General features: G+C 44.6%; 20 protein-coding genes and 1 other annotated feature. Of the genes, 3 read left to right on the top strand and 17 right to left on the bottom strand.

Annotated features, from left to right (window positions below; translation table 11 throughout):
• The first annotated feature begins 261 nt into the window (after positions 1 to 261).
• Positions 262 to 429 carry a hypothetical protein gene (locus tag AC1DN5_RS13525; protein ID WP_016938224.1) on the top strand — a complete coding sequence of 56 codons (168 nt, stop codon included), beginning with the start codon at positions 262 to 264 and terminating at the stop codon, positions 427 to 429.
• A gap of 34 nt (positions 430 to 463) precedes the next feature.
• On the opposite strand, the gene pepF is transcribed toward AC1DN5_RS13525, so the two are convergent.
• The 3 genes from pepF to mecA form a co-directional block, all read right to left on the bottom strand.
• The gene (gene pepF / locus AC1DN5_RS13520) at positions 464 to 2293 is read right to left on the bottom strand and encodes an oligoendopeptidase F (protein ID WP_099745180.1); all 1830 of its coding nucleotides are present in this window, start codon (positions 2291 to 2293) and stop codon (positions 464 to 466) included.
• 228 nt (positions 2294 to 2521) lie between these two features.
• Positions 2522 to 3682, bottom strand: a complete 1161-nt coding sequence (locus AC1DN5_RS13515) for a competence protein CoiA family protein (protein ID WP_366969554.1) — start codon at positions 3680 to 3682, stop codon at positions 2522 to 2524.
• 150 nt (positions 3683 to 3832) lie between these two features.
• Complete coding sequence (gene mecA, locus AC1DN5_RS13510) at positions 3833 to 4489, bottom strand: adaptor protein MecA (protein WP_045925332.1); 657 nt, start codon at positions 4487 to 4489, stop codon at positions 3833 to 3835.
• 275 nt (positions 4490 to 4764) lie between these two features.
• Here mecA and AC1DN5_RS13505 point away from each other — a divergent pair, with 275 nt between their 5' ends.
• Positions 4765 to 5421 carry a TerC family protein gene (locus AC1DN5_RS13505; protein WP_047477838.1) on the top strand — a complete coding sequence of 219 codons (657 nt, stop codon included), beginning with the start codon at positions 4765 to 4767 and terminating at the stop codon, positions 5419 to 5421.
• Between the two features lie 58 nt (positions 5422 to 5479).
• Here AC1DN5_RS13505 and spx read toward each other — a convergent pair whose 3' ends face one another.
• The 8 genes from spx to AC1DN5_RS13465 form a co-directional block, all read right to left on the bottom strand.
• Positions 5480 to 5875, bottom strand: a complete 396-nt coding sequence (spx, locus tag AC1DN5_RS13500; RefSeq protein ID WP_003327578.1) for a transcriptional regulator Spx — start codon at positions 5873 to 5875, stop codon at positions 5480 to 5482.
• 178 nt (positions 5876 to 6053) lie between these two features.
• A complete protein-coding gene (locus tag AC1DN5_RS13495) occupies positions 6054 to 6632 on the bottom strand; it encodes a GNAT family N-acetyltransferase (RefSeq protein ID WP_045925331.1) in 579 nt (192 codons plus the stop codon).
• Between the two features lie 117 nt (positions 6633 to 6749).
• Complete coding sequence (locus AC1DN5_RS13490) at positions 6750 to 7937, bottom strand: putative glycoside hydrolase (protein WP_366969555.1); 1188 nt, start codon at positions 7935 to 7937, stop codon at positions 6750 to 6752.
• Positions 7938 to 8046: 109 nt separating this feature from the next.
• Positions 8047 to 8964, bottom strand: a complete 918-nt coding sequence (oppF, locus tag AC1DN5_RS13485) for an oligopeptide ABC transporter ATP-binding protein OppF (protein ID WP_016938232.1) — start codon at positions 8962 to 8964, stop codon at positions 8047 to 8049.
• On the bottom strand, positions 8957 to 10033 hold the full coding sequence (locus AC1DN5_RS13480) for an ABC transporter ATP-binding protein (protein ID WP_366969556.1): 1077 nt from the start codon (positions 10031 to 10033) through the stop codon (positions 8957 to 8959). The genes oppF and AC1DN5_RS13480 overlap by 8 nt, the downstream gene beginning before the upstream one ends.
• A gap of 12 nt (positions 10034 to 10045) precedes the next feature.
• Positions 10046 to 10963 (bottom strand): oligopeptide ABC transporter permease OppC, encoded by a 918-nt coding sequence (gene oppC, locus AC1DN5_RS13475; protein ID WP_016938234.1) that lies wholly within the window; start codon positions 10961 to 10963, stop codon positions 10046 to 10048.
• Between the two features lie 3 nt (positions 10964 to 10966).
• Positions 10967 to 11902 carry an ABC transporter permease gene (locus tag AC1DN5_RS13470; RefSeq protein WP_016938235.1) on the bottom strand — a complete coding sequence of 312 codons (936 nt, stop codon included), beginning with the start codon at positions 11900 to 11902 and terminating at the stop codon, positions 10967 to 10969.
• Positions 11903 to 12008: 106 nt separating this feature from the next.
• A complete protein-coding gene (locus AC1DN5_RS13465; protein ID WP_016938236.1) occupies positions 12009 to 13643 on the bottom strand; it encodes a peptide ABC transporter substrate-binding protein in 1635 nt (544 codons plus the stop codon).
• A 477-nt stretch (positions 13644 to 14120) separates the two neighbouring features.
• Positions 14121 to 14333, top strand: a binding site (T-box leader).
• 55 nt (positions 14334 to 14388) lie between these two features.
• On the opposite strand from AC1DN5_RS13465, the gene trpS reads away from it, so the two are divergent.
• Positions 14389 to 15381, top strand: coding sequence for a tryptophan--tRNA ligase (trpS, locus tag AC1DN5_RS13460; RefSeq protein WP_016938237.1), 993 nt, complete (start codon positions 14389 to 14391; stop codon positions 15379 to 15381).
• Positions 15382 to 15413: 32 nt separating this feature from the next.
• On the opposite strand, the gene AC1DN5_RS13455 is transcribed toward trpS, so the two are convergent.
• From AC1DN5_RS13455 to AC1DN5_RS13430, 6 genes are all read right to left on the bottom strand, one after another.
• Complete coding sequence (locus AC1DN5_RS13455; protein WP_016938238.1) at positions 15414 to 16166, bottom strand: YjbA family protein; 753 nt, start codon at positions 16164 to 16166, stop codon at positions 15414 to 15416.
• A gap of 147 nt (positions 16167 to 16313) precedes the next feature.
• On the bottom strand, positions 16314 to 17228 hold the full coding sequence (gene opp4C, locus AC1DN5_RS13450) for an oligopeptide ABC transporter permease (protein WP_016938239.1): 915 nt from the start codon (positions 17226 to 17228) through the stop codon (positions 16314 to 16316).
• A gap of 21 nt (positions 17229 to 17249) precedes the next feature.
• Positions 17250 to 18200 (bottom strand): ABC transporter permease, encoded by a 951-nt coding sequence (locus AC1DN5_RS13445; RefSeq protein WP_016938240.1) that lies wholly within the window; start codon positions 18198 to 18200, stop codon positions 17250 to 17252.
• Positions 18201 to 18266: 66 nt separating this feature from the next.
• The gene (locus tag AC1DN5_RS13440) at positions 18267 to 19895 is read right to left on the bottom strand and encodes a peptide-binding protein (RefSeq protein WP_188153900.1); all 1629 of its coding nucleotides are present in this window, start codon (positions 19893 to 19895) and stop codon (positions 18267 to 18269) included.
• Positions 19896 to 19972: 77 nt separating this feature from the next.
• Entirely contained in the window at positions 19973 to 20962 is a 990-nt protein-coding gene (locus tag AC1DN5_RS13435; protein WP_188153899.1) for an ABC transporter ATP-binding protein, read from the bottom strand.
• Positions 20959 to 21945 carry an ABC transporter ATP-binding protein gene (locus AC1DN5_RS13430; RefSeq protein ID WP_016938243.1) on the bottom strand — a complete coding sequence of 329 codons (987 nt, stop codon included), beginning with the start codon at positions 21943 to 21945 and terminating at the stop codon, positions 20959 to 20961. The genes AC1DN5_RS13435 and AC1DN5_RS13430 overlap by 4 nt, the downstream gene beginning before the upstream one ends.
• Between the last annotated feature and the right edge of the window lie 106 nt (positions 21946 to 22051).

The raw sequence follows: 22051 nt of genomic DNA, 5'->3' as shown, positions 1-22051 counted from the left end.
CGGCTTTTTTTGTGCAAATAAAGAAACCGCGCCGGGATAAGCGCGGTTTCATATGTCTTAACGACAACAAAGGGGATGGGAGAAATTTTTCACGGTCAAACAAAGGGGTAATGTTTGTTTGTGATCAATTTCACATCCTTATCATATCAAATCTTGTCGAGTTTTGACAACCCATAAGCTTAATGTTCATATTTTTGTCACAAAACATAACTGACTGCTTGTTTTCATAGAATATATCAATGTAAACAAGGAGGGACATACATGCTTCGCACCGTATTGACCATCGGAATGATTGTGTTTTTCTTCTTTTTAAATCTGCTGGCCATGATGCACATGCTGCCGATTTATATCACATCTCCCCTGCTGTTTCTGTCGATATTGTTTGCCCTGTACCGGCTGAATCACCGAAAAACGTTTAAAGGATTTTAAAAAGCCTGCGCATCTTCTGCACAGGCTTTTTCTATTATGAAGGGTTCACTTTCGAAAGGAGCTCTTCCATTTCATTCAGTTTCTCTTCAAACATTTTGCAGGCCGCCTCGATCGGTTCAGGCGATGTCATATCGACTCCCGCTTTTTTCAGTATGTCGATCGGGTATTCTGAGCTTCCCGCTTTTAAGAATTCGGTATAACGCTCAACCGCAGGCTTTCCTTCTTTTAAAATCTGGCTGCTCAGCGCTTGGGCCGCACTGTAGCCTGTCGCATATTGATACACATAATAATTGTAATAGAAATGCGGAATTCTTGACCATTCCAGGCTGATTTCTTTATCAATCACCATGTTGTCTCCGAAATACTTTTTATTGAGATCATAATAAAGCTTGCTCAGCAGTTCAGGCGTCAGCGGCTCGCCTTCTTGCGCTTTCGTATGAATCAGATGCTCAAATTCAGCGAACATCGTCTGTCTGAAGACTGTGCCTCTGAAACCTTCAAGCATGTGGTTGAGCAGGTACAGACGCTGTTTTTCATCTTTTAAGCTGTTCAGCATATATTCACCAAGCAGCGCTTCATTGGTCGTAGAAGCGACTTCAGCGACAAAAATGCTGTAGTTTCCGTACGGATACGGCTGATATTTTCTCGTATAGTAGCTGTGCACGGAATGGCCGAACTCGTGAACGAGCGTAAACAGATTGTTGACATTGTCATGCCAGTTCATCAAGATGTACGGATTCGTGCCGTATGTACCGGACGAATAAGCACCGCTGCGTTTTCCTTTGTTTTCGTATACATCGACCCAACGGTTTTCAAGTCCTTCTTTTAAAATAGACGCGTATTCCTCGCCTAACGGAGCAAGCCCTTTGAGCATATAATCTTTTGCTTCCTCATATGTGACCTTCATTCCCGAATCTTTTACAAGCGGTGTGTACAGGTCATAAATATGGACTTCATCAAGGCCGAGCACCTTTTTCCGCAAATCAATGTAACGGTGTAATAACGGAAGGTGTTTATTGATCGTTTTGATCAGGTTATCATAAACTTCTTCAGGGATGCTGTTATTGGATAAAGCCGCTTCCCGTGCTGATTTGTATTTTTTCACGCGGGCGTAGAAATTGTCTTTTTTCACAGTGCCGCTGAGTGTAGTCGCCATCGTGTTTTTATACTGTCCGTATGTTTTATATACGGCTTTAAAGGCGTTTTTACGGACTTCCCGGTCGCTGCTTTCCAGAAAATTAATAAAGTTGCCGTGTGTGATTTGAGTTTCCTTGCCGTCTTCATCTTTAATTGACGGAAACGTAATATCGGCGTTATTTAACACACTGAATGTGTTGGAAGGCGAAGACAGCGCTTCTGACGCTTCCGCAAGCAGGGCCTCTTCTCTTTCACTCAGCACGTGCGGACGCTGTTTTGTAATTTCTTCAATTGCATGGGAGTAAAGCTTCAGCTCTTCTTTTTCCAGAATAAACTGATGCAGCTTGTCCTCCTGAATCGCCAGAATTTCCGGTTCAATATAAGCAGTCGCACTGGCAGCCTGAGAATACAGACTTGCGGCTTTGTCGTTCAGCCCTTGGTAGAAAGAATTTCCCGTATCCTGGTCTGAACGCATATGCGCGTATGCATAAAGTTTCCCCAAACGGCTCGTCACTTCATCCTGTGCGGTAAGCGCCGCGTATAAATTATCGGCTGAATGAGCAAGCGTGCCCTTAAAGGAAGATAAATTCGGAATTAATTCTTTAACCGCTTGAAATTCTTTATTCCAGGCCTCATCACTAGGAAAAATATCCTCTAGTCTCCATGTATGCTCTGCCTTTACTTCACTTCTGTCAGGCAGCTGTGCTGCTTTATTTTCCTCAGTCATGGTGATCCCCCTCGTTTTCTTTACTTCAAGCCAATTGAAAAAACGATTGTTTCTCCAAAAACTTGTGTTGTGATTATCTTCCGGCTTTTCACTGCCTTTTGTCAAATCATATGCGGCATATAAGACCAAGCATACCAATAATCCAGTGAAAAAACGAAAACAAAATGCCCGTACGCCCTTCACATTCAGCCACCACCTTGACGTTAGGGTGAACGAAATCAAGCATTCTCATTCCCCAAAAAAGTGCCGATCCCGCTGACGCAGCTCTTCAGCCGTTTGAGGGCGCTTCTGTTGAGATGAGGGCATATATACTTCATTCTCAGTTTCCCTTAAAAAATCCTGCAAGCATAAGAAATCCGCATATTGTTTTACCGCCATTCCGATGAGATGTTCGTGAGAATCGTACCGCATCCGGATTTCCTGACGGCGGATGTTATGCCGTACATTTTGAATCAAGCCGGATAACCGGATCGGTGCTCCTTTTTCAAAAAGCTCCGCAAGCCGCAAGTATAAATGGCCCTGCCACACGAAAACGGGACTTGCAAACACAAATCCCGCTGAAACGGGAATAAACACTTCAGAAGGCAGAAAAGGAAATGCAACCTGGTGTCTCTCGTAAAAAAGCCGCCGGATGAGACCGGCATCCTCAGATAAAAACCGGCCGCTTTTTTTGCGGAATCCGGCTACGGCGCGTCTCCAATTGGAAAGTTTGACGCTGTGCCGCCCTTCCGGATGACAAATGTCTTTCAGGTTTGCTTTGTGAAGAGGGATCGTGGTTAAGCCGGCATAAGAATAGCCGGTGTAAAACGGGGTGATGGAATGCAGTTTGTAAAAGGAGCGGGCGTCGGGGCAGTAAAACATCAAGGATGAAAATGAATTAGCTTCAAAGAACTGCCAGTGATATGCAGAAAGCCGGAAAAAATGCGCAGCCAGCCGTTTCAGGCGTTTTGCCCCGATGATCCAGACCGGCCGGTATCCGGCGTTTTTCAGGCCTGCCGTCCGGCTCTTTAAAGAGTCTGCCGAAAGGTTCGCACATTGAAATTCAATAGCCAGCCTCTCTTTTCCGTTTTCAGCCGTCAAGTCAGGCCGCTGACCTGCGGAAGTCAGATACGGCTCCAGACTGACGGTGCACCCTTGTGCCTTAAGCCAGAGAAAAAGCTGTCTTTTTCCTTCCAGATGGTATTCGCTTTCAGGCTCGGATTCTCCCGGACACAGCCTGCTTTTTTTATGGGCGAAGTGCGGCAGTTTCTCCCGTCCAAGTTTGATATCAAGCTCACTTTTACACACGGGGCAGAACCAGCGCTTTTTTCTCAGTTCCGCCGCCTTTTCCTTTGAATAGCTTCCGGCCAGCTGAATGAGCCGGCCGTCGGCATTCACAGCACTGAACATGTTGCATCTTCTCCTTTCCTGAATCTTGTTGTATTCAGCAGAAAGAAGGCATAATCCTGTTTGCGGGTGAGCGCTGTTATGGGGTTTTCAGCCGTTTATCATGTCATTCAGAACAAAAAAAACCGATTTCTGCTGAGAGAAATCGGTTTGTTATGATGCAAAGTGTTTTTTTATCGTATATAACGCATGATCAGCGATCACCAATTTTCCGTATTCTTCAAGACGGTGAATGCTGACTGACGATTCGTGCGCGTACTCCAACAGGATGCTTAGCTGATTTTCAACCTCTTCATCAGTTTGCTCATAAAAATCTGCATATAAATAATATCGGTTTTCAAACGAATACAGGGTCGTTTTAATTCCGTTAAGATTCAATTTTGATAGCGAGATGAGATCCTCAAAATCATCGAACCGCAAAGTGAACTGAAGCTTTTGCTCCTTATCTTCCCGGCTCTCGGCCTGCTCTTCTTTCTGGAAATCATCAAGTAAAGCATCGAGATTTTCATCTGCCGGCTCTTGTTTTTTATCTTCCGGGATCGGCAGTTCGAGTTTTTGTCCGTCCTTGGAAAGCTGGGCTTTTGTTACGATTATTTCCAGTCCTTTGTCCAATGCCTGAACCTGAATCCAAAGAGGACCCTCGACAGCGAATTCCTCTTCATCATGAACTTCATCCATGACTTCCCAGAACAGTTCTTCACTGCGCTCGCGATTGTACCAGATTTCTTCTCTGTCAAAACCGCGATCTTCAATATCACCATAAGACATATAAAATTTTACAGTATGCTCGTTAATTCTTTCTATTTCCATTTTGCCAACCTTCCCTTCTTTATAAGATGTTGAAGGGACATCTAAGCTCCCGATGAATAGTACTTTACTACACTTTACCCATTCCGTCCACATCTTAACCTTATAGAAGACAGCACAAATTCTGTATATTTCTATTTTATGATAAAACAGTTATAAAAGAAATAAAAATGCATTTTCACGCCGAAAAACAGGCTTTCTCCCGGTTCCCATCATAAATGGCACACTGCTTCATATATTAGCTGTACAAGCAACCGAACTATAAGCGAGGTGTTACCATGCCGCACGATTACCTGCTGTCCCTTCTGCTCATTATCGGAATTGATCTCATTCTCGGCGGTGACAATGCCGTCGTCATCGCGATGGCCAGCCGGAATCTGGCGCATAAACAAAGACAGCAAGCGATCCTCTTCGGAACGTTTATCGCAGTCGTCTTGAGAATCGTGCTGACGAGCGCCGCGGTCTATTTATTGAATGTTCCTTTTTTACAATGCGCAGGCGGGGTGTTTTTATTGTATCTCGGCTATCAGCTTCTGATTGAGAAGAAAGATGCGCAGCATGTGAAAAGCAGTTCTTCCCTTTGGAAAGCCATCCGCACAATTGTTTTGGCTGATATCTTTATGTCTCTTGACAATGTCATCGCAGTAGCCGGCGCTTCTCACGGTGAGCTGACGCTTGTAGTGATAGGGCTTTTCATCTCGGTGCCGATTATCATTTGGGGCAGCAAGCTCGTTCATACCGCTATGGAGAAAATGCCTTTACTGATGTACGCCGGAAGCGGCCTTCTCGCATTTACCGGCGGTGAAATGATTGCCGGGGACAGCAAGCTGTCTTTCTTCATGGCGGAACACGGCACTATACAGATGATGCTGCCGATTTTGACCGTCGCTTTTGTCATCCTCGCCAGTATGATTTATCAGCAGACTGAAAAATAATAAAAAGCCCAAACCGCCGACGGTTTTGGGCTTTTTCCATGCTTATCGTAAGCTTATATCAGTTAGCCAGACGCTGTGCTTCTCTTAATTGGAAAGAACGTACTTTTCTAGGCAGGAATCGTCTGATTTCATCTTCGTTATAGCCGACTTGCAGACGTTTTTCATCAATGATGATCGGACGGCGGAGCAGTCCCGGATGCTCATTGATCAAAGTGTACAAGTCTTGAAGCGGCATTGATTCAACATTTACGTTCAGTTTCTGGAATACTTTAGAACGGGTAGAGATAATTTCATCCGTACCGTCTTCAGTCATACGCAGAATCTGCTTGATCTCATCAATTGATAACGGCTCAGAGAAAATGTTTCTTTCTTCAAACGGAATCTCGTGCTCTTCAAGCCAAGCTCTTGCTTTTCTGCATGACGTACAGCTAGGTGATGTGTATAATGTAACCATTAATCTTCACTCCTCTAATTAGTAGGATGAACATGTTTGTATTCTCAAATTGAAATGACTTTAAAAAAGGAATCTTTATAGGTATTATACTATAAAAAAGTAAGTATGAACAGTCTCCTGAGAAAAAAATGTGTCAATCCGGCAAATTTACGTTTTGCGGATTATTTCCCATTCTCAATTAGCTCAGCTGATCGAAAATGTTTTTTCGTTTGTTCTCCTCAATGACTTTGAGAACTTCATCCGTTTTTTCGTATGATTCTCCGTACCATTTTTCATCTTTATAAGTGTGAATGTTTTCATATGTCTGTTTCATCGCTTCAAACATTTCTTCTTCTGATTCCGTCTTAGGCGACCAGTACAGAATCTCCATTTTGTTCACTTCATTCGTAGCCAATGACCGGCGCCGATACCCGATTGACTGCGCATGCTTGAAATGCTCTCTTTGATAAAAACGCAAGCGCTTCTGTGTGTCCGTGTCATCCTCGTCAACAGGCTCCACTTCAAGAAGAATCGGTTTGTTTTTCTTTTTCAGCCTGCCGATCAGCTTGCTTCCGAGACCTTGTCCTCTGGATTTCTTCGACACAAACAGGTAATCAATAAAGATGAAAGAGTCAAATTCCGCATACATCAGCACGTGGTACTGTCCTTCTTCTTTATGATAAACATCGCTTCGCTCCTTTAACAGAGCTTCCATATGCGCTTTTGATTTCATTTCTTCAATCGGAAAATATTCACTCAGCTTTTCGTACCAGTTCATTCATTTGCTCCTTATGGGTTCGTTGTCTTCACACTTTTAGATATACCCCATTTCCGATTGTTTAAACAACCTTACATCTATTAAGACGTGTGACCCTTTGACATGGTTTCAATTTTTTTAAAATGGTGTGTAATCGACATTTTTTGTATAACGGTTTGCCGCATCCCATAATAAAAATTCGTCAATTCCTTCATCATGCAGCGCTTTAATCTGGTCTTCCACCTGGCTTTTCCCGTACTTTTGATAATTTCCGCTGCCAAGATAAGAAGCCGTGAAGTCCTGAAGCCACGGGCGCGACACAGGCGGGTGTTTCAGCTTAGACAGTTTGTTATTTTCCACCTTCGCGTATTCTTTGACGACATTGTAAGGCTCAAGATCCGGTTTATCAATGCCGAAATAGCTTGTCCAATGGCTCGGATAAATCATGGATGAAATGACATCGACCTGTTCTGAAATTTTGCTGAAATTCTGGCCGATCCCAGGCGCTTCCGGCAGTGTGGCAGAATAGCCGAAAATATCAACCGACACATTTGCGCCATACGGCTTGAGTTTTTTCTTCGCATATCCGACAAAATCGGTGACGGCATGAACGCGTTTTTGCACATTGCTGTCTGCTGTTTTTCCGTAATCGCCGTGTCCGTATGTCAGTTCGCCATCACGTTTTTCAAATCCTTCAGGAAAACGGACATAATCAAACTGAATTTCCTGAAAGCCCATCTTCGCAGCTTGTTTTGCAATCTTTACATTATAATCCCATACTTCTTTCATAAACGGATTGACGAACGATTCTCCGCGGCCGTTTTTCCAGACGCTTCCGTTTTTTTCTTTAAAGGACCACTCCGGCTTTTCGTTCGCGAGTTCGCTGTCTTTAAATACGACAATACGCGCGATCGGATAGATCTTTTTTTCCTCCAGCTTTTTCATCATCTTTTTTGGATCTTTGATGTACGGTTTGGCGATTTTGTCATACTCAGAATGACCGTCCGGTTTAAAGGTAAGATTTCCGTTGTCGTCTTTCACATCAATCACCATTGTGTTGAGCTTCGATTTGTCCACAAAGTCTGTCAGCTCCCCGAATTTGCTCCCTCCCGCTGAATGTCCTGTGACGTAAATGCCCCGGACCTTATCAGGACGTGTAAAATGCAGCCCTGACGGATAAGCAAACCTCTCATTTGCTTTTGGCAGCTCTTTTTCAGTCAGCGCTATTTTTACAAGCGGCTGCTCTTCTTTTACAGCCGCCTGTGCCGGATAAGCGGCTGCACTGAAAAACAGTCCCACCGCAAAGGCGCATAAAATGGTTTTCATACTGATCTCCCCCTTTTTTTCCATTATAGGAAAACGGGAGCAGGCTGAATAAACTTGGATGTGCGCGAAAAAAAAATCCTCCAAGACTAAGTCTTGAAGGATGCGGCTTTTATAGATAGGTTTTAAATTCAGCTTCTGTGCACATGACAAAATGTCCCGGTTTCACTTCGCGAAATTCCATCTTTTCTCCGTCTTGGAGCTGATGAATTGACGGATCATATTTCTTTCGCACGCGATTTCTTTCATAGTCCGGATCAGGAAGCGGGATAGCGGACAGCAATGATTTCGTGTAAGGGTGAAGCGGATTTTCGTAAAGCTCATCCGCCGGCGCAAGCTCCACCAGCTTCCCGAAATACATGACGCCGATGCGGTCGCTGATGTATTTGACCATTGATAAATCATGGGCGATAAACAGATAAGTGAGCCCTTTTTCTTGCTGCAATTCTTTCATTAAATTGACGACCTGCGCCTGAATGGAAACGTCAAGCGCCGAAATCGGTTCGTCCGCAATGATAAACTCCGGATCAACCGCCAATGCTCTGGCGATTCCGATACGCTGGCGCTGCCCGCCCGAAAATTCATGCGGATAGCGGTTGGCATGCTCTTTATTTAAACCGACCGTTTCCAGCAGTTCGTGAACCCGCTGCATCCGCTCTTTTTTCGTTTTGGCCAGGCGATGAATATCTATTCCCTCGGCAATAATGTCGGCGACTGTCATTCTCGGATTTAACGAAGCGTACGGATCCTGGAAAATCATCTGCATTTTCCGGTTAAACTCCAGCAGCTTCTTGCGGGATTTTTTCCCGTGGACATTTTCCCCGTTAAAGAGAACTTCCCCGCCGGTTGCCTCATACAGCCGGATGATACTGCGGCCCGTCGTTGATTTACCGCAGCCCGATTCTCCGACAAGGCCGAGCGTTTCGCCTTTATAAATATCAAATGATAAATCATCTACGGCTTTTACCGTTCCTTTCGGCGTAAAAAAATGCTGTTGTAAATGTTTGATTTCAAGCAGTTTCTCAGTCATTTTTTTCACCTTCCTTCATTAAAACAGGCTGCTGATACGTATTCGGCAGCTGACGGATTTTAGCCTTCACCGCTTCTGGCGGCTCGACCTTAGGCGCATCAGGATGCAGAAGCCATGATTTCACAAAATGCGTGTCGGACACTTTATACATCGGCGGTTCCTGTTCAAAGTCAATTTTCATCGCATACGAGCTGCGGAGCGCAAATGCGTCCCCTGTCGGAGGGTTTGTGAGATCAGGTGGCGTGCCCGGAATGGCCGTCAGTTTTTCCTGATCTGTGCTGTCCAGACTCGGCATTGAGGCAAGCAGCCCCCACGTATACGGATGGCGCGGATCATAAAAGATTTCATCCACCGTACCCGATTCAACCACCTGACCCGCGTACATGACGGCGACCCGATCGGCGACATTGGCGACAACGCCGAGATCGTGCGTGATGAAAATGATAGACGTATCAATTTTCTTTTGCAGATCTTTCATCAGCTCAAGGATTTGCGCCTGAATCGTCACATCAAGCGCTGTTGTCGGTTCATCGGCAATTAACAGCTTCGGATTTGCCGCGAGCGCCATCGCGATGACGACGCGCTGTCTCATACCGCCTGAAAATTCGTGCGGGAATTGGCCGATCCGTTTTTCAGGCATCGGGATTCCGACGAGATCAAGCAGCTCTATGGCGCGTTTTTTCGCCGCTTCTTTTGAGATTTTTTCATGTTTGAAAAGCACTTCCATAATTTGTTTGCCGACTTTCATCGTCGGGTTCAGAGAGGTCATCGGATCTTGGAAAATCATTCCGATGTCCTTTCCCCTGATGGCCTGCATTTCTTTTTCGGACATCGGCACGATATCGCGCCCGTCAAAAAGAATCTGTCCTCTTTTGAAATAGCCCGGAGGCATCGGAATCAGCTTCATTATCGCCTGAGATGTCACACTTTTTCCGGAACCTGACTCCCCTACGATCGCCAGCGTCTCTCCTTTATTCAAATGGAAATTCACGCCGCGGATTGCCTGTACCTCTCCGCTGTATGTTTTAAATGAAATGGCTAAGTCTTTTACTTCTAGCAAGCGTGTCACTCATATCACTCCTTATTTGCGTAACTTAGGATCCAGCGCGTCTCTTAACCCGTCGCCGACAACGTTAAAGCCGAACATTGCCAGGCAGATAAATCCGGCAGGGAAGAACAGACGCCAAGGGTAATAGGTTAATGCAGGCAATCCGTCTGAGGCCATCGTCCCCCAGCTCGCAAGCGGCGCAGGTACGCCAAGCCCCAAATAACTTAAAAACGCTTCTGTAAAAATCGCCGTCGGAACCGTGAGCGTCATCGTTACAAGTATAGATCCCATCGCATTCGGGACGATATGCTTAAACAAAAGCCGGCCGGTTTTGGCACCGAGTGTCTGTGAAGCAAGCACATACTCCTGATTCTTTAATTGCAGCACCTGTCCGCGGACGATTCTCGCCATATTGATCCAGCCCGTGATCGTCATGGCGACGATAATGGTCAGCAACCCTTTCGGCAGAACAACCATCAGCAAAATCACCATTAATAATGAAGGAACAGCCCACAGAATGTCGGCGATGCGCATCATCACTTCATCTGTGCGTCCGCCGCGGAATCCGGAAATACTGCCCCAGATTACGCCGATTAATAAATCAAGCACGGCAGCTGCGACTCCGATAAAGATCGAAATCCGCGCGCCCACCCATGTCCGGACAAATATGTCCCTTCCAAGGTCGTCGGTGCCGAACCAATGATCTTTCGACGGGGCTTTATCAGCATTTAATAGATTGGTAGTCGCATAATCATATTTTGAAAAAACAGGTGCAAAAATCGCCATAAGAATAATAAGAACGATCAGTACCAACCCGACCATCGCAAGCTTATTGCTGCGGAAGCGGAGCATGGCGTCTTTCCAGAGGGAAAGGCTTTTTTTACTTATTTTTTCGGCATCGCCGGCATTAGCTGAAGCTGGTTCAAACATATTTTTAGGAATGTTCTGCATGGTCTAGGCTCCTTTCTTTGCTTTAGAAAGCTTGATTCTCGGATCGATCAATCCGTACAGCACATCTACAATCAATACGCATAAAAGCAGGATCACGCTGAAGAACACGGTAACTCCCATAATGACCGTATAATCACGGTTTGTAATGCTGTTTACAAAATGCGCGCCTAAACCGGGGATTCCGAAAATCGATTCAATGATGAAACTTCCTGTTAAAATGGACGCCGCCATCGGCCCCATATATGTCACGACGGGCAAAAGCGCGTTTCGAAGCGCATGGCGCACGGTGACTGACGGCCGGGAAAGGCCTTTTGCTTTTGCAGTCCGTATGTAATCGCTGTTTAACACTTCAATCATGCTTGAACGGGAGAGTCTGGCGATAAATGCCATCGGCATGGAAGCGAGCGCAATGGAGGGCAGAAAGGTGTATGCCCAGGATTCCCACCCCGCGACCGGGAACAGTTCTAATTTAATGGAGAAAATATATTGCAAAATCGTCGCCAATATAAAACTCGGAACTGAGATCCCAAAGATCGTTAAAATCGCAATGGTATAATCCTGCCATTTATTATGGTACAGGGCAGCCAGCACCCCGAAAAGCACACCAAACGCTAATGCGAGGAGAATTGCTTCTGCACCGAGAGTGAATGAGACGGGGAAGCCGGAATTGATTAAATCATTAACACTTTGGCCTTTATATTTAAAAGAAGGCCCAAAGTCCCACATCGCTACAGATTTTAAGTAGCTGACATATTGAACGAAAAGAGGCTTGTCCAGACCATAGTGTTCGTTTAAATTTGCTTCAATTTCAGGCGTCAGCTTTCTTTCGCCGGAAAATGGTCCGCCCGGGGCTGCCTGCATTAAGAAGAAAGTGGCGGTGACAATCACAAACAGCGTGATGATCATGTAAATGAATCGTTTACCGATGTATTTCAGCAAGGTGAACACCTCCATATTTTTTACCATTTTAAACTTAATAAGCAAGAAAGGTATACGGGGACATCCTCCCCATATACCTTGGGTCTTTTGTTTTCAGAACCGCCTGTTATTCAAAAGAAGCGTTTCTGAAGAAAACGTCACCTGTTCCGGTCAAGATTACATTTTTGAGGTTTTTATCCTGCACCCAAGTATCTGTATAGAAGTAAACTGGCGCGACCGGCATTGCGTCCATAAAGATTTTTTCTGCTTTTTTCAGCTCTTCGATACGTTTATCCGGATCCGTTTCAAGCTGAGATTGGTTCAGCAGCTTTTTAAACTCAGGGTCTTCCCATCCTGTATCATTGTTTCCCCCATCTTTATCGCGATATGCTTCAAGGAAGTTAATTGCATCATTAAAGTCGCCTAACCAGGCCATACGCCCGACCTGATAATCTTGGCTGTGCAGCTTATCGATGTACACATTCCATTCGGAATTATCAAGCTCAGCTTTGACACCTAAGTTCTTTTTCCACATTTCCTGTACGGCCTGCGCTATTTTCGCATGCGCATCATTCGTATTGTAGGACAATTTGATTGCCGGAAGGTCAGAGACGCTCTTGATACCTAATTCTTTCAGTCCTTTATTTAAGTATTCTTTAGCTGTTTTGACGTCATTGTCTTTGAAATAGCCTTTTTTGTTATCCTCGAATCCCTTCATTGACGGCGGCACTGCAGCCATGGCCGGGATTTGTTCCCCCTGCGTCACATTTTTCACGATAGATGAGCGGTCGATCGCATAAGCAAGGGCTTTACGAATGTTAACATTGTTAAGCGGTTTCGCTTCTGTGTTGAATTTGTACCAATACACACCTGCGATCGGTTCAACATGGAGCGATCCATCCTTTTTCAAAGTCGGCAGAGATTCGGTCGGAAGCTGGCCGAGCGGCATTCCTGCCCAGTCAAGCTCACCCGCCTGGAATTTTTTCAGTTCGGTGTTGTCATTGTTAATCATCACCATGTTGATTTTCTTCAATTTCACAGCGTCTTTATCCCAATATTGATCGTTCTTTTCAAGCGTGATGGAACCGCTGTGTTTCCAGGCTGTCATTTTGAACGGGCCGTTTGACACGTAATTTTCACCTGCGTTTGTGTTCCAGTTTTTATGTTTTTCAGCAATTTTCTTGTTGATCGGCATATACGTATAGAATGAAGTTAATTGCAGGAAGTAAGGTGTCGGGTTGTTCAGTTCCACCTTTAATGTTTTGTCATTTACGGCTTTTACGCCTACGTCATCAAGCTTGCCTTTTCCTGTATTGGCGGCTTCAGCGCCTTTGATGTAGTAGAGCTGATAAGCGTATTGTGATTCGTTGTTCGGGTCAAGCACCCATTTCCATGCATATTCAAAATCCTGCGCTGTTACGGGATCGCCGTTAGACCATTTCGCACCGTCACGGATCGTAAATGTATAGGTCTTTCCGTCTTTGCTTGTTTCAATTTTAGATGCCATTCCTTCTTCAGGCTCACCTTTGGAGTTTACGCGTGTCAATCCTTCATAAATCTGGCGGATTACGCCTCCTGAAACGGAATCATTCGCTAATCCCGGATGCATTGAAAACGGCTCAGTTTTAATATTGATATTAAGTGTAGTCTGTCCTTTGGTGTCTTTTTTACCGTCGCCTGATCCGCCGCTGAATCCGCCGCACGCACTTAACACAAGCGAGAAGATAAGCATCAAACCTACAATAGACCAACGCTTTTTCATGCACTAACCCCCTAATCAAATTTTCAGCCTTTACTACTAAATACTCAGAAATATCAGACAAAATAACGTAATATTTTTCTAAACTTTAATTGTGTTCCGTCTTTTCTGATTATTTTATGTAAAGAAGCTGTAACAATAGAGTGAACAAGTTCATTATAATGAAATGAATAATTTATTGCAATACTATTTTCTCAATTTAAAATATTTAAATTTGGTCAGTTTTTCTGCCAAAAAGGTGATACACTTCTATAGTTTAAAGCATGACCTAACTAAATATTTTTATTGTAATTTCCAGTTCATATTGCTTTTTACATATAATATTCGTTATACGAAATGTTGATATCCGTTATCTTTTAGGCATTTTCAGTTCTTTTTGCGGATTTTCAGCCTTTAAGCAAATTGGAAATAAGCTTGTATTCTTCTGATGACATTTGGCTATAATTGATTTATAATAAATCAATCAAAGAACATTTTGTTGTGATTGCTATGATGAAGAGTAGTACACATATCAACCCGTTTGAAGAGAGCCTGCGGTGCTGGGAGCAGGTAACGGGCCCTGTGGAATGGACTTCTGAGCAGCTGACCGAACGTAAAGTAGGCCCAGCCGGAGCAGCCTCCGTTACCAACGTCTCGAGCGATTCCATTGTAATGGAATAATCAGGGTGGCACCACGGTTCATTCGTCCCTTTTTTCTACGGGAAGAATGGGCTTTTTTTATTATGTTTTAAGAAATGAGGTAAGAACTATGAAGAAAACGATTTTTTCAGGCATTCAGCCGAGCGGCTCCGTTACCCTCGGCAACTACATCGGCGCCATGAAACAATTTGTCGATTTGCAGCATGATTACAACGGATATTTCTGCATCGTCGATCAGCATGCAATTACGGTTCCGCAGGATCGGCTTGAGCTGCGGAAGAACATACGCAATCTGGCGGCTCTTTACCTGGCCGTCGGACTTGACCCCGAGAAAGCGACCCTCTTTATCCAGTCAGAGGTTCCCGCTCATGCCCAGGCGGGATGGATGCTCCAATGTGTCGCATATATCGGCGAGCTTGAGCGGATGACGCAATTTAAAGATAAGTCAAAAGGCAAAGAAGCCGTCGTCTCAGGGCTGTTAACATATCCGCCGCTGATGGCCGGTGATATTTTACTGTACGGCACGGATCTTGTTCCGGTCGGAGAAGACCAAAAACAGCACCTTGAACTGACCCGCAATCTGGCAGAGCGCTTCAATAAGAAATACAATGACATCTTCACGATTCCTGAGGTGAAAATCCCTGAAACGGGCGCGCGCATCATGTCACTGGCTGATCCGCTCAAAAAAATGAGCAAATCAGACCCGAACCAAAAGGCATACATCACGCTGCTTGATGAGCCGAAACAGCTCGAAAAGAAAATCAAGAGCGCCGTGACTGATTCGGAAGGCATTGTAAAGTATGATAAAGAAAATAAACCGGGTGTTTCTAACCTTTTGACGATCTATTCTATTTTAGGAAACACATCAATTGAAGAATTAGAGGCAAAATATGAAGGCAAAGGCTACGGTGAATTCAAAAGCGATTTAGCCGAAGTCGTTATCGGCGCTTTGTCACCGATCCAAGAGCGCTATCGTGAATTAATTGAAAGCGACGAGCTTGACCGCATTCTCGACGAAGGGGCAGCGCGCGCAAACAAAACCGCCGGCAAAATGGTGAAAAAAATGGAAAACGCCATGGGTCTCGGACGGAAAAGAAGATAAAGAAAAGAGGCGGGATGATCCCCGCCTCTTTTTTAGTTCACTTTTGATTCCTGTTCCATTTCCCAAAGCTTTTCGAAAAACGGCTGCCCTTTAATCAAATTTTCACAGAACGCAAGATGCTTGTCTGACCAGCCTTCGATTGTTTCATTATAAAGCATGTCCCAAATCTCTTCGAAGCTCATCCGTTTGATCTGCTCGTACATATGCGGATTCCATTCCGTGTACCAATACACTATTTCCGCGCGGTTTTTCAGCCCTTTCAGCTGGTCAAGCGCCATAAACATCAGCTGCTTGATCTGCCGTTCTTTTCTCGTCAGCCCTCTGACATGCTCCGGCGCCAATGATAAAATGTGATATTCCTTTGAAGACTCCAATTGTGCAGGCTCAAATTGAAACGATTCCGGCTCTACATCCTTTACCATTTCATAAACAAGCTGCTCCTGCCTCGGAATCAGGCGGCTCTTTCTGACCGGAATGGTATACCCGATCGTATCCACGGCAATGATGCCGATTCCGTCAGTCACGACAAAACAGTACTCAAGCTTCGTCCGTTCATGATTTTTTCGCACATATGACTTTTGATGCACTTGTTCCAGCAGCTCTTTCGGAAGCTCTGATAAGTCGTTTTCTATGTAATGAAATAATACCGACGGCACTCTGAGCAGCGGCGTCTGATCCAAAAGCTCAACCGTGTCTTCCTTCCGCCATTCGTGAAAATGGCATACATTGTAGCCATTCTCTTCCCCTTCAAACCAATTGACCCACACATCATGAAGAAATAACATATTCGACCCCTCACTTTATAAAAACTGTTGTCCACAGTATAGGCAAGGGATAGATAAATTATTCCATTTCGATATGAGATTTCCGCAATAGGGGGCTGGATTTCTGACTGCATCGCAACAAAAAAATCTCCCGTTCCGTCCGGGAGATCATTTCACATTTTTCGGATCAAGCGCGTCACGCAGACCGTCTCCGACAAAGTTGAAGCACAATACAGTAAGAAGAATCAACAAACCCGGGAATAACGGGTACCACCAAGCCTGAATCATAAGCGTAAAGTTCTGTGCATCCTGGAGCATATTGCCCCAGCTTGCGATCGGCGGCTGAATCCCGAAACCGAGATAACTCAATGTAGATTCTGCCAAAATAACCGTTCCGACCTTTAATGTGGCCGAGACAATAATCGGTCCAAGCGCATTAGGCAATATATGAGAAAAAATAATATGATGATTTTTTGTACCGATCGTCTTTGCAGCCAGTACAAATTCTCTGGAACGAAGCGATAAAAACTCCCCCCGCACAAGGCGTGCTGTTGTTGTCCAGCCTGTAAGGGAGAAAATTAAAATTAATTTATCCATTCCGGGCTGAAAAATCGTAACAAGTGTAATAAGCAAAAATATATCAGGTATGGATAATACGATATCAACAGTTCTCATGAGAACGGCATCGACAATCCCCTTAAAATAACCGGCAACGGCTCCGACAACAGTTCCGATTGTAATCGCACCGATCACAGATGCGAATCCGACAAGCAAGGAAACGCGCGCCCCGTACAGAACCCTCGTAAAGATGTCTCTTCCGAATTTATCTGTTCCCATTAGATGTTTTAAACTCGGCGGCTTCAAACGATTGATAAGAGATTGACTCTCTGGAGAGTAAGGAGCGATTACCGAAGCGAATAAAGCTGACAAAATGATGATGGTTAATATAACGGCTCCGATTACAGCAAGTTTGTTTTGAAAGAACTTTTCGAAAAAAATCTTAGTCATTGTTTCCGGTTTGGATTGAATATTTTCTTTTAATTTTATTTCACTGGGGGGTGTGCCGGTATTTGGCTGTAACATTTGACCTCTCACCTCTCTTTGTTAATATTCAATACGGGGGTCAGCCAACGCATATAAGATGTCTGCAATTAAATTCCCCACTACAACCAAAACAGCTGAAATGACCGTCATGGCCATGATAACCGGATAATCTCGTGAAAAGGCTGAATCAATAAACAATTTGCCGAGACCCGGCCAAGTAAAAATCTGTTCTACAACTACCGCTCCCCCGATAAATGACGGTATCATCAGACCAAAAATAGTGATGACAGGAAGAAGTCCGTTTCGCAAACCGTGCTTAAAAATCACTTTATTATCTCTGAATCCTTTCGCACGCGCCGTGCGTATATAATCCTGTTTTAACACATCAAGCATACTGGATCTTGTGTATCTCGTTATTCCAGCCATGTCTGCCGTTGCGAGCACAAAAGCAGGCAGAATCAAATGATGCAAACGGTCAAATATGTTAAAGTCCGCATTCAAAGTGCTTACTCCGCCAGTGGGAAACCACCCAAGATTCACAGATAAAACCATAATTAAAATCAAACCGAACCAAAAATTCGGAATGGCAAGCCCCAAGAATGAAGTAACAGTTATCCCGTAATCCAATTTTGAATAAGGACGTTTCGCTGACAAAACACCAAATGGAATAGAAATCAGAAGAGCGACAAGGGTTGAGAAAAGCATAAGCACAATCGTATTCGGTAAGCGGGATAAGATAAGTTCAGAAACAGGGGTGCCTTTCTTCACAATAGAAGTCCCGAAATCGCCTTTCAGCATATTCCCCAGCCATTTCACATATTGAACCGGTTCCGGATCGTTCAACCCGTATTTTTCAATGAATTTCGCCCTGTCCGCTTGACTGATTGTAGGGTCCATCATGAGCGACATCGGATCTCCGGGCGCTGCTTTCATGATAGCAAACGACAAAATTGTAATGCCTAAGAGAATCGGCAAGGACATTAATGTTCGCCGTAAAATATATGTAACCATGTTCTTGTCCCCTTTTTAAATAGGATAAGAGAGGAAAGGAAACTCCTTCCCTCTCAAGGGCTTCTGCTATTTTTGGTCCAGCCACCATTTTTCAATATTGTACAAGTCATTTTTAGGGTGGAATACATAGCCTTGTAAATTATTCGGCATCGCTCTGTGATAGTTGTAATAGAATAAGAAGCTGTACGGCTGATCTTCCGCAATCAATTTGTATATCTCTTCATATTTCTTTTGGTATTCTTTTCTGTCAGTAATTGACTTCGCCTCTTCAAGCAGCTTATCGACTTTCGGATTTTTGTACCAAATATTATTCAGCCCGTTTTTAGCTTGGCTTGAATGGAAGATGGAGAACTGATCCGGGAACGTAGCAAGACTCCATCCGAGAAGAAGAGCGTCATAATCCCAATTAGGGGCACTGGTCTGTTCAATTAACGCACTGAATTCAACAATCCGCGGCTTAGCCTCAATTCCTACTTCTTTTAATTGCTGCTGAACGACAACCGCTAAATCTTCACGAATTTTATTGCCTTGATTCGTTTTAATTTCAAAAGAGAATTTTTTTCCGTCTTTATCAAGGTAGCCGTCACCGTCATGGTCTTCCCATCCGGCTTCTTTTAACAGCTGCTTTGCTTTTTTCGGATTATAATCAAATGTCGGCACTTTAGACTTCGGATAATTCCATGACAGCGGACTTTCAGGAACATTTGCTACCTTACCGTCTCCATTCAGCACTTGATCCACCATTGCCTGTCTGTCAAGAGCATAAGTCAATGCCTGACGCACTTTTTTGTCCTTAAAAAGCTCTTTTTTCTCATTCCAGCCGATATAGCTGTAGTTTAAGCCAAGATCAGATTTAACCTTTACGTTTCCAAACGTTTTAACCGTATCAAAATCTGTGCCCGGCACAACGAAGAAATCAATGTCTCCCGCTTTTAACTGGGCCACGGCCGCGTTGGAATCAGGAATTGTTTTGACTGTCACTGTATCAAGATAAGGTCTGCCGCCAAAGTATTCATCATTTGCTTCCAGTTTGACATACTCACCCTTTTTCCACTCAACAAACTTAAACGGACCGGAGCCGATTGGGTTTTTACGGTTAAATTCATTCTCTCCCAGATCAGCAACCGGAACCTTACCCAATATATGTTTTGGCAAAATGCCGTAACTGTCGAGAACGACATTGTAGAAATAGGCATCTTTTTTCTTCATTTTAAACTGAATTTCATATTTTCCTTTTTTCGTTACGGATTTAAGTGACTCAAAACCTGAGCCTCGCTCACCGTTGTAATCTTTGTTAAGAGGAATACTGTAGGTGAACACTACATCGTCGGCCGTGAGCTCTTTTCCATCATGGAATTTTACGCCTTTTTTAAGTTTTACGTTGTACGTTAATCCCCCGTCAGCTTCTGTTACTTTTTCAGCCAGCGACGGCTTGACGTTCAATTTCTCATCAGTTTCTAATAATGTGCTGTAAATCATTCCTTCAATATCGGAACTTGCAACATCGGTGGAGTAAAGAGGATTAAAAAGCGTTGGTTCCCCAGTTGACCCAACAACCAAATCTCCGCCTTTTTGCGGTTTTCCGGCCGGTTTGGATTCGGTGTTTGTGGATTTTGAGCCGGAGCAGGCTGACAGGAAGATGGCGAACGCCATAAAAACACTTAGCATCATCAGTGCGGTTTTACGTAATTTCATATCAATTCCCCCTTTGTGATATATATGCAGCAAACAGGTTATGTAATCCGGCATACCCCCTCTCGATGCTTGTCATTTCAGGTGTATAAATGGCAAGCGACGTAATGGCCGGGAGCGGCTTCTTCAAATGCCGGGATTTGTTCCTTACAGATCGGTTTGGCCATCGGACACCGCGTGTGGAACACGCAGCCTTTCGGCGGGTTTGCCGGGCTCGGCAGTTCTCCTTTCAGGATGATTCGTTCCCGCTTGACGGCGTCTTTTTTTCTCGTGACTGGCACTGAAGATAACAGCGCTTGCGTATAGGGGTGAAGCGGATTGTCGTACAGCTCATGTTTATCGGTCAGCTCCATCATTTTCCCCAGATACATAACGCCGACTCTGTCACTGATATGGCGGACAACACTTAAATCATGGGATATAAACAAATAGGTCAGGTTGAATTCTTCCTGCAGTTCTTCCATCAGATTGATGACCTGAGCCTGAATGGAGACATCAAGCGCGGATACAGGTTCATCCGCAATAATCAGCTCGGGATTCAATGTTAAAGCCCGCGCAATCCCGATCCGCTGACGCTGCCCTCCGGAAAATTCATGCGGATAGCGGTTTGCAAAGCTCGGATGGAGACCGACTTTCGCCAGCAGCTCCTCTACTCTCTCGTTCCGCTCGCGAATGCTGTACATATGGTGAGTCTGGTACGGTTCTTTAATAATGGAGCGCAGTGTTTTTCTCGGATTAAGCGATGCGAAGGGGTCCTGGAAGACCATCTGGATGTTTTTGCGGACGCTTTTTCTCAGCTTTTCTTCTGATAAGCCGGAAATATCCTGACCCTTAAAAAGAATCCGGCCGTCTGTCGGTTTGTATAAACGGATCATGGTCCTTCCCGCCGTTGATTTGCCGCATCCTGATTCACCGACGATGCCGAGCGTCTCGCCGCGCTTCAGTGAAAAAGAAACACCGTCGACAGCCTTTATGTCTCCGACTTTTCTTTGAAAAAAACCGGAACGGATCGGGAAATATTTTTTTACGTCTTTCAGCTCTAATATCGTTTCTTGGCTCACAGCTGTCATTTTGATTGGGCACCCTCTTCCTCATATAAAAAACACCTTACAGAACGGCCGCTTTCATGTGTTATCAGCTCAGGCTGCCCCGTTTTGCATTTGTCCATCGCCTTTGCACACCTCGGAGCGAATCGGCAGCCTTCCGGAAGATGATCCGGTGTCGGGACACTGCCTTTGATCGCTTTTAATGTATCAATCTCTCCGTCTATCACCGGTATGGAGTTTAACAGCCCTTCCGTGTACGGATGAAGGGGGTTTAAAAATAAGTCTTCCACGCTCGCGCTCTCAACGACTTGTCCGCAGTACATCACGATCACCCTGTCGGCGGCTTCGGAAACGACGCCTAAATCGTGAGTGATCAGCAGAATGGAAGTATCGAATTTTTTGCAGAGGTCTTTCATCAGCTCCAATACTTGGGCTTGTATCGTCACATCAAGCGCTGTCGTCGGTTCATCGGCTATCAGGAGCTTCGGGTTGCAGCTGAGCGCAATGGCGATCATCACCCTCTGTCTCATCCCCCCGGAAAGGCGGTGCGGATATTCTTTCATTACTTGTTCCGCTCTTGAGAATCCGACGAGCTTGAGAAGCTCAACGGCCTTATTCGCGGCTTCTTTTTTACTCATTTTTTTATGGTATTCAAGCACTTCGGTAATTTGTTCGCCGATGGTCAGCACCGGGTTTAGAGAAGTCATAGGTTCCTGAAAGATCATAGAGACGTCATTTCCGCGGATTTTGCAATATTCGTTTTCGGTGAAGGAGGCCAGGTCCCTGCCTTCCAGCTTAATCGAGCCGTCCACAATTTTCCCGCCCGAGCCTTGAACAAGTCCCATAATAGAAAGCGAGGTGATGCTTTTGCCCGAGCCGGATTCTCCTACAAGGGCGACGGTTTCGCCCTTGTTAATGTGAAAATCCACCCCGTCGACTGCGGGAATCGGCTGTTTCTTTCTGAAAAAATAGGTCTTTAAATTATTCACTTCTAATAGTGTGCTCATGATACGCCCCTTTCTCATTCCGCTGCAGCAGAGGGAAACATACGTTTCGCTATCACAAAATATAGAATAGTCAAAAATTTTATAGTTGTATATTATTACATCATTA

The sequence above is a fragment of the Bacillus sp. 01N42_2 genome (assembly GCF_056399565.1).
This window is presented reverse-complemented; position numbering and strand designations above follow the sequence as displayed.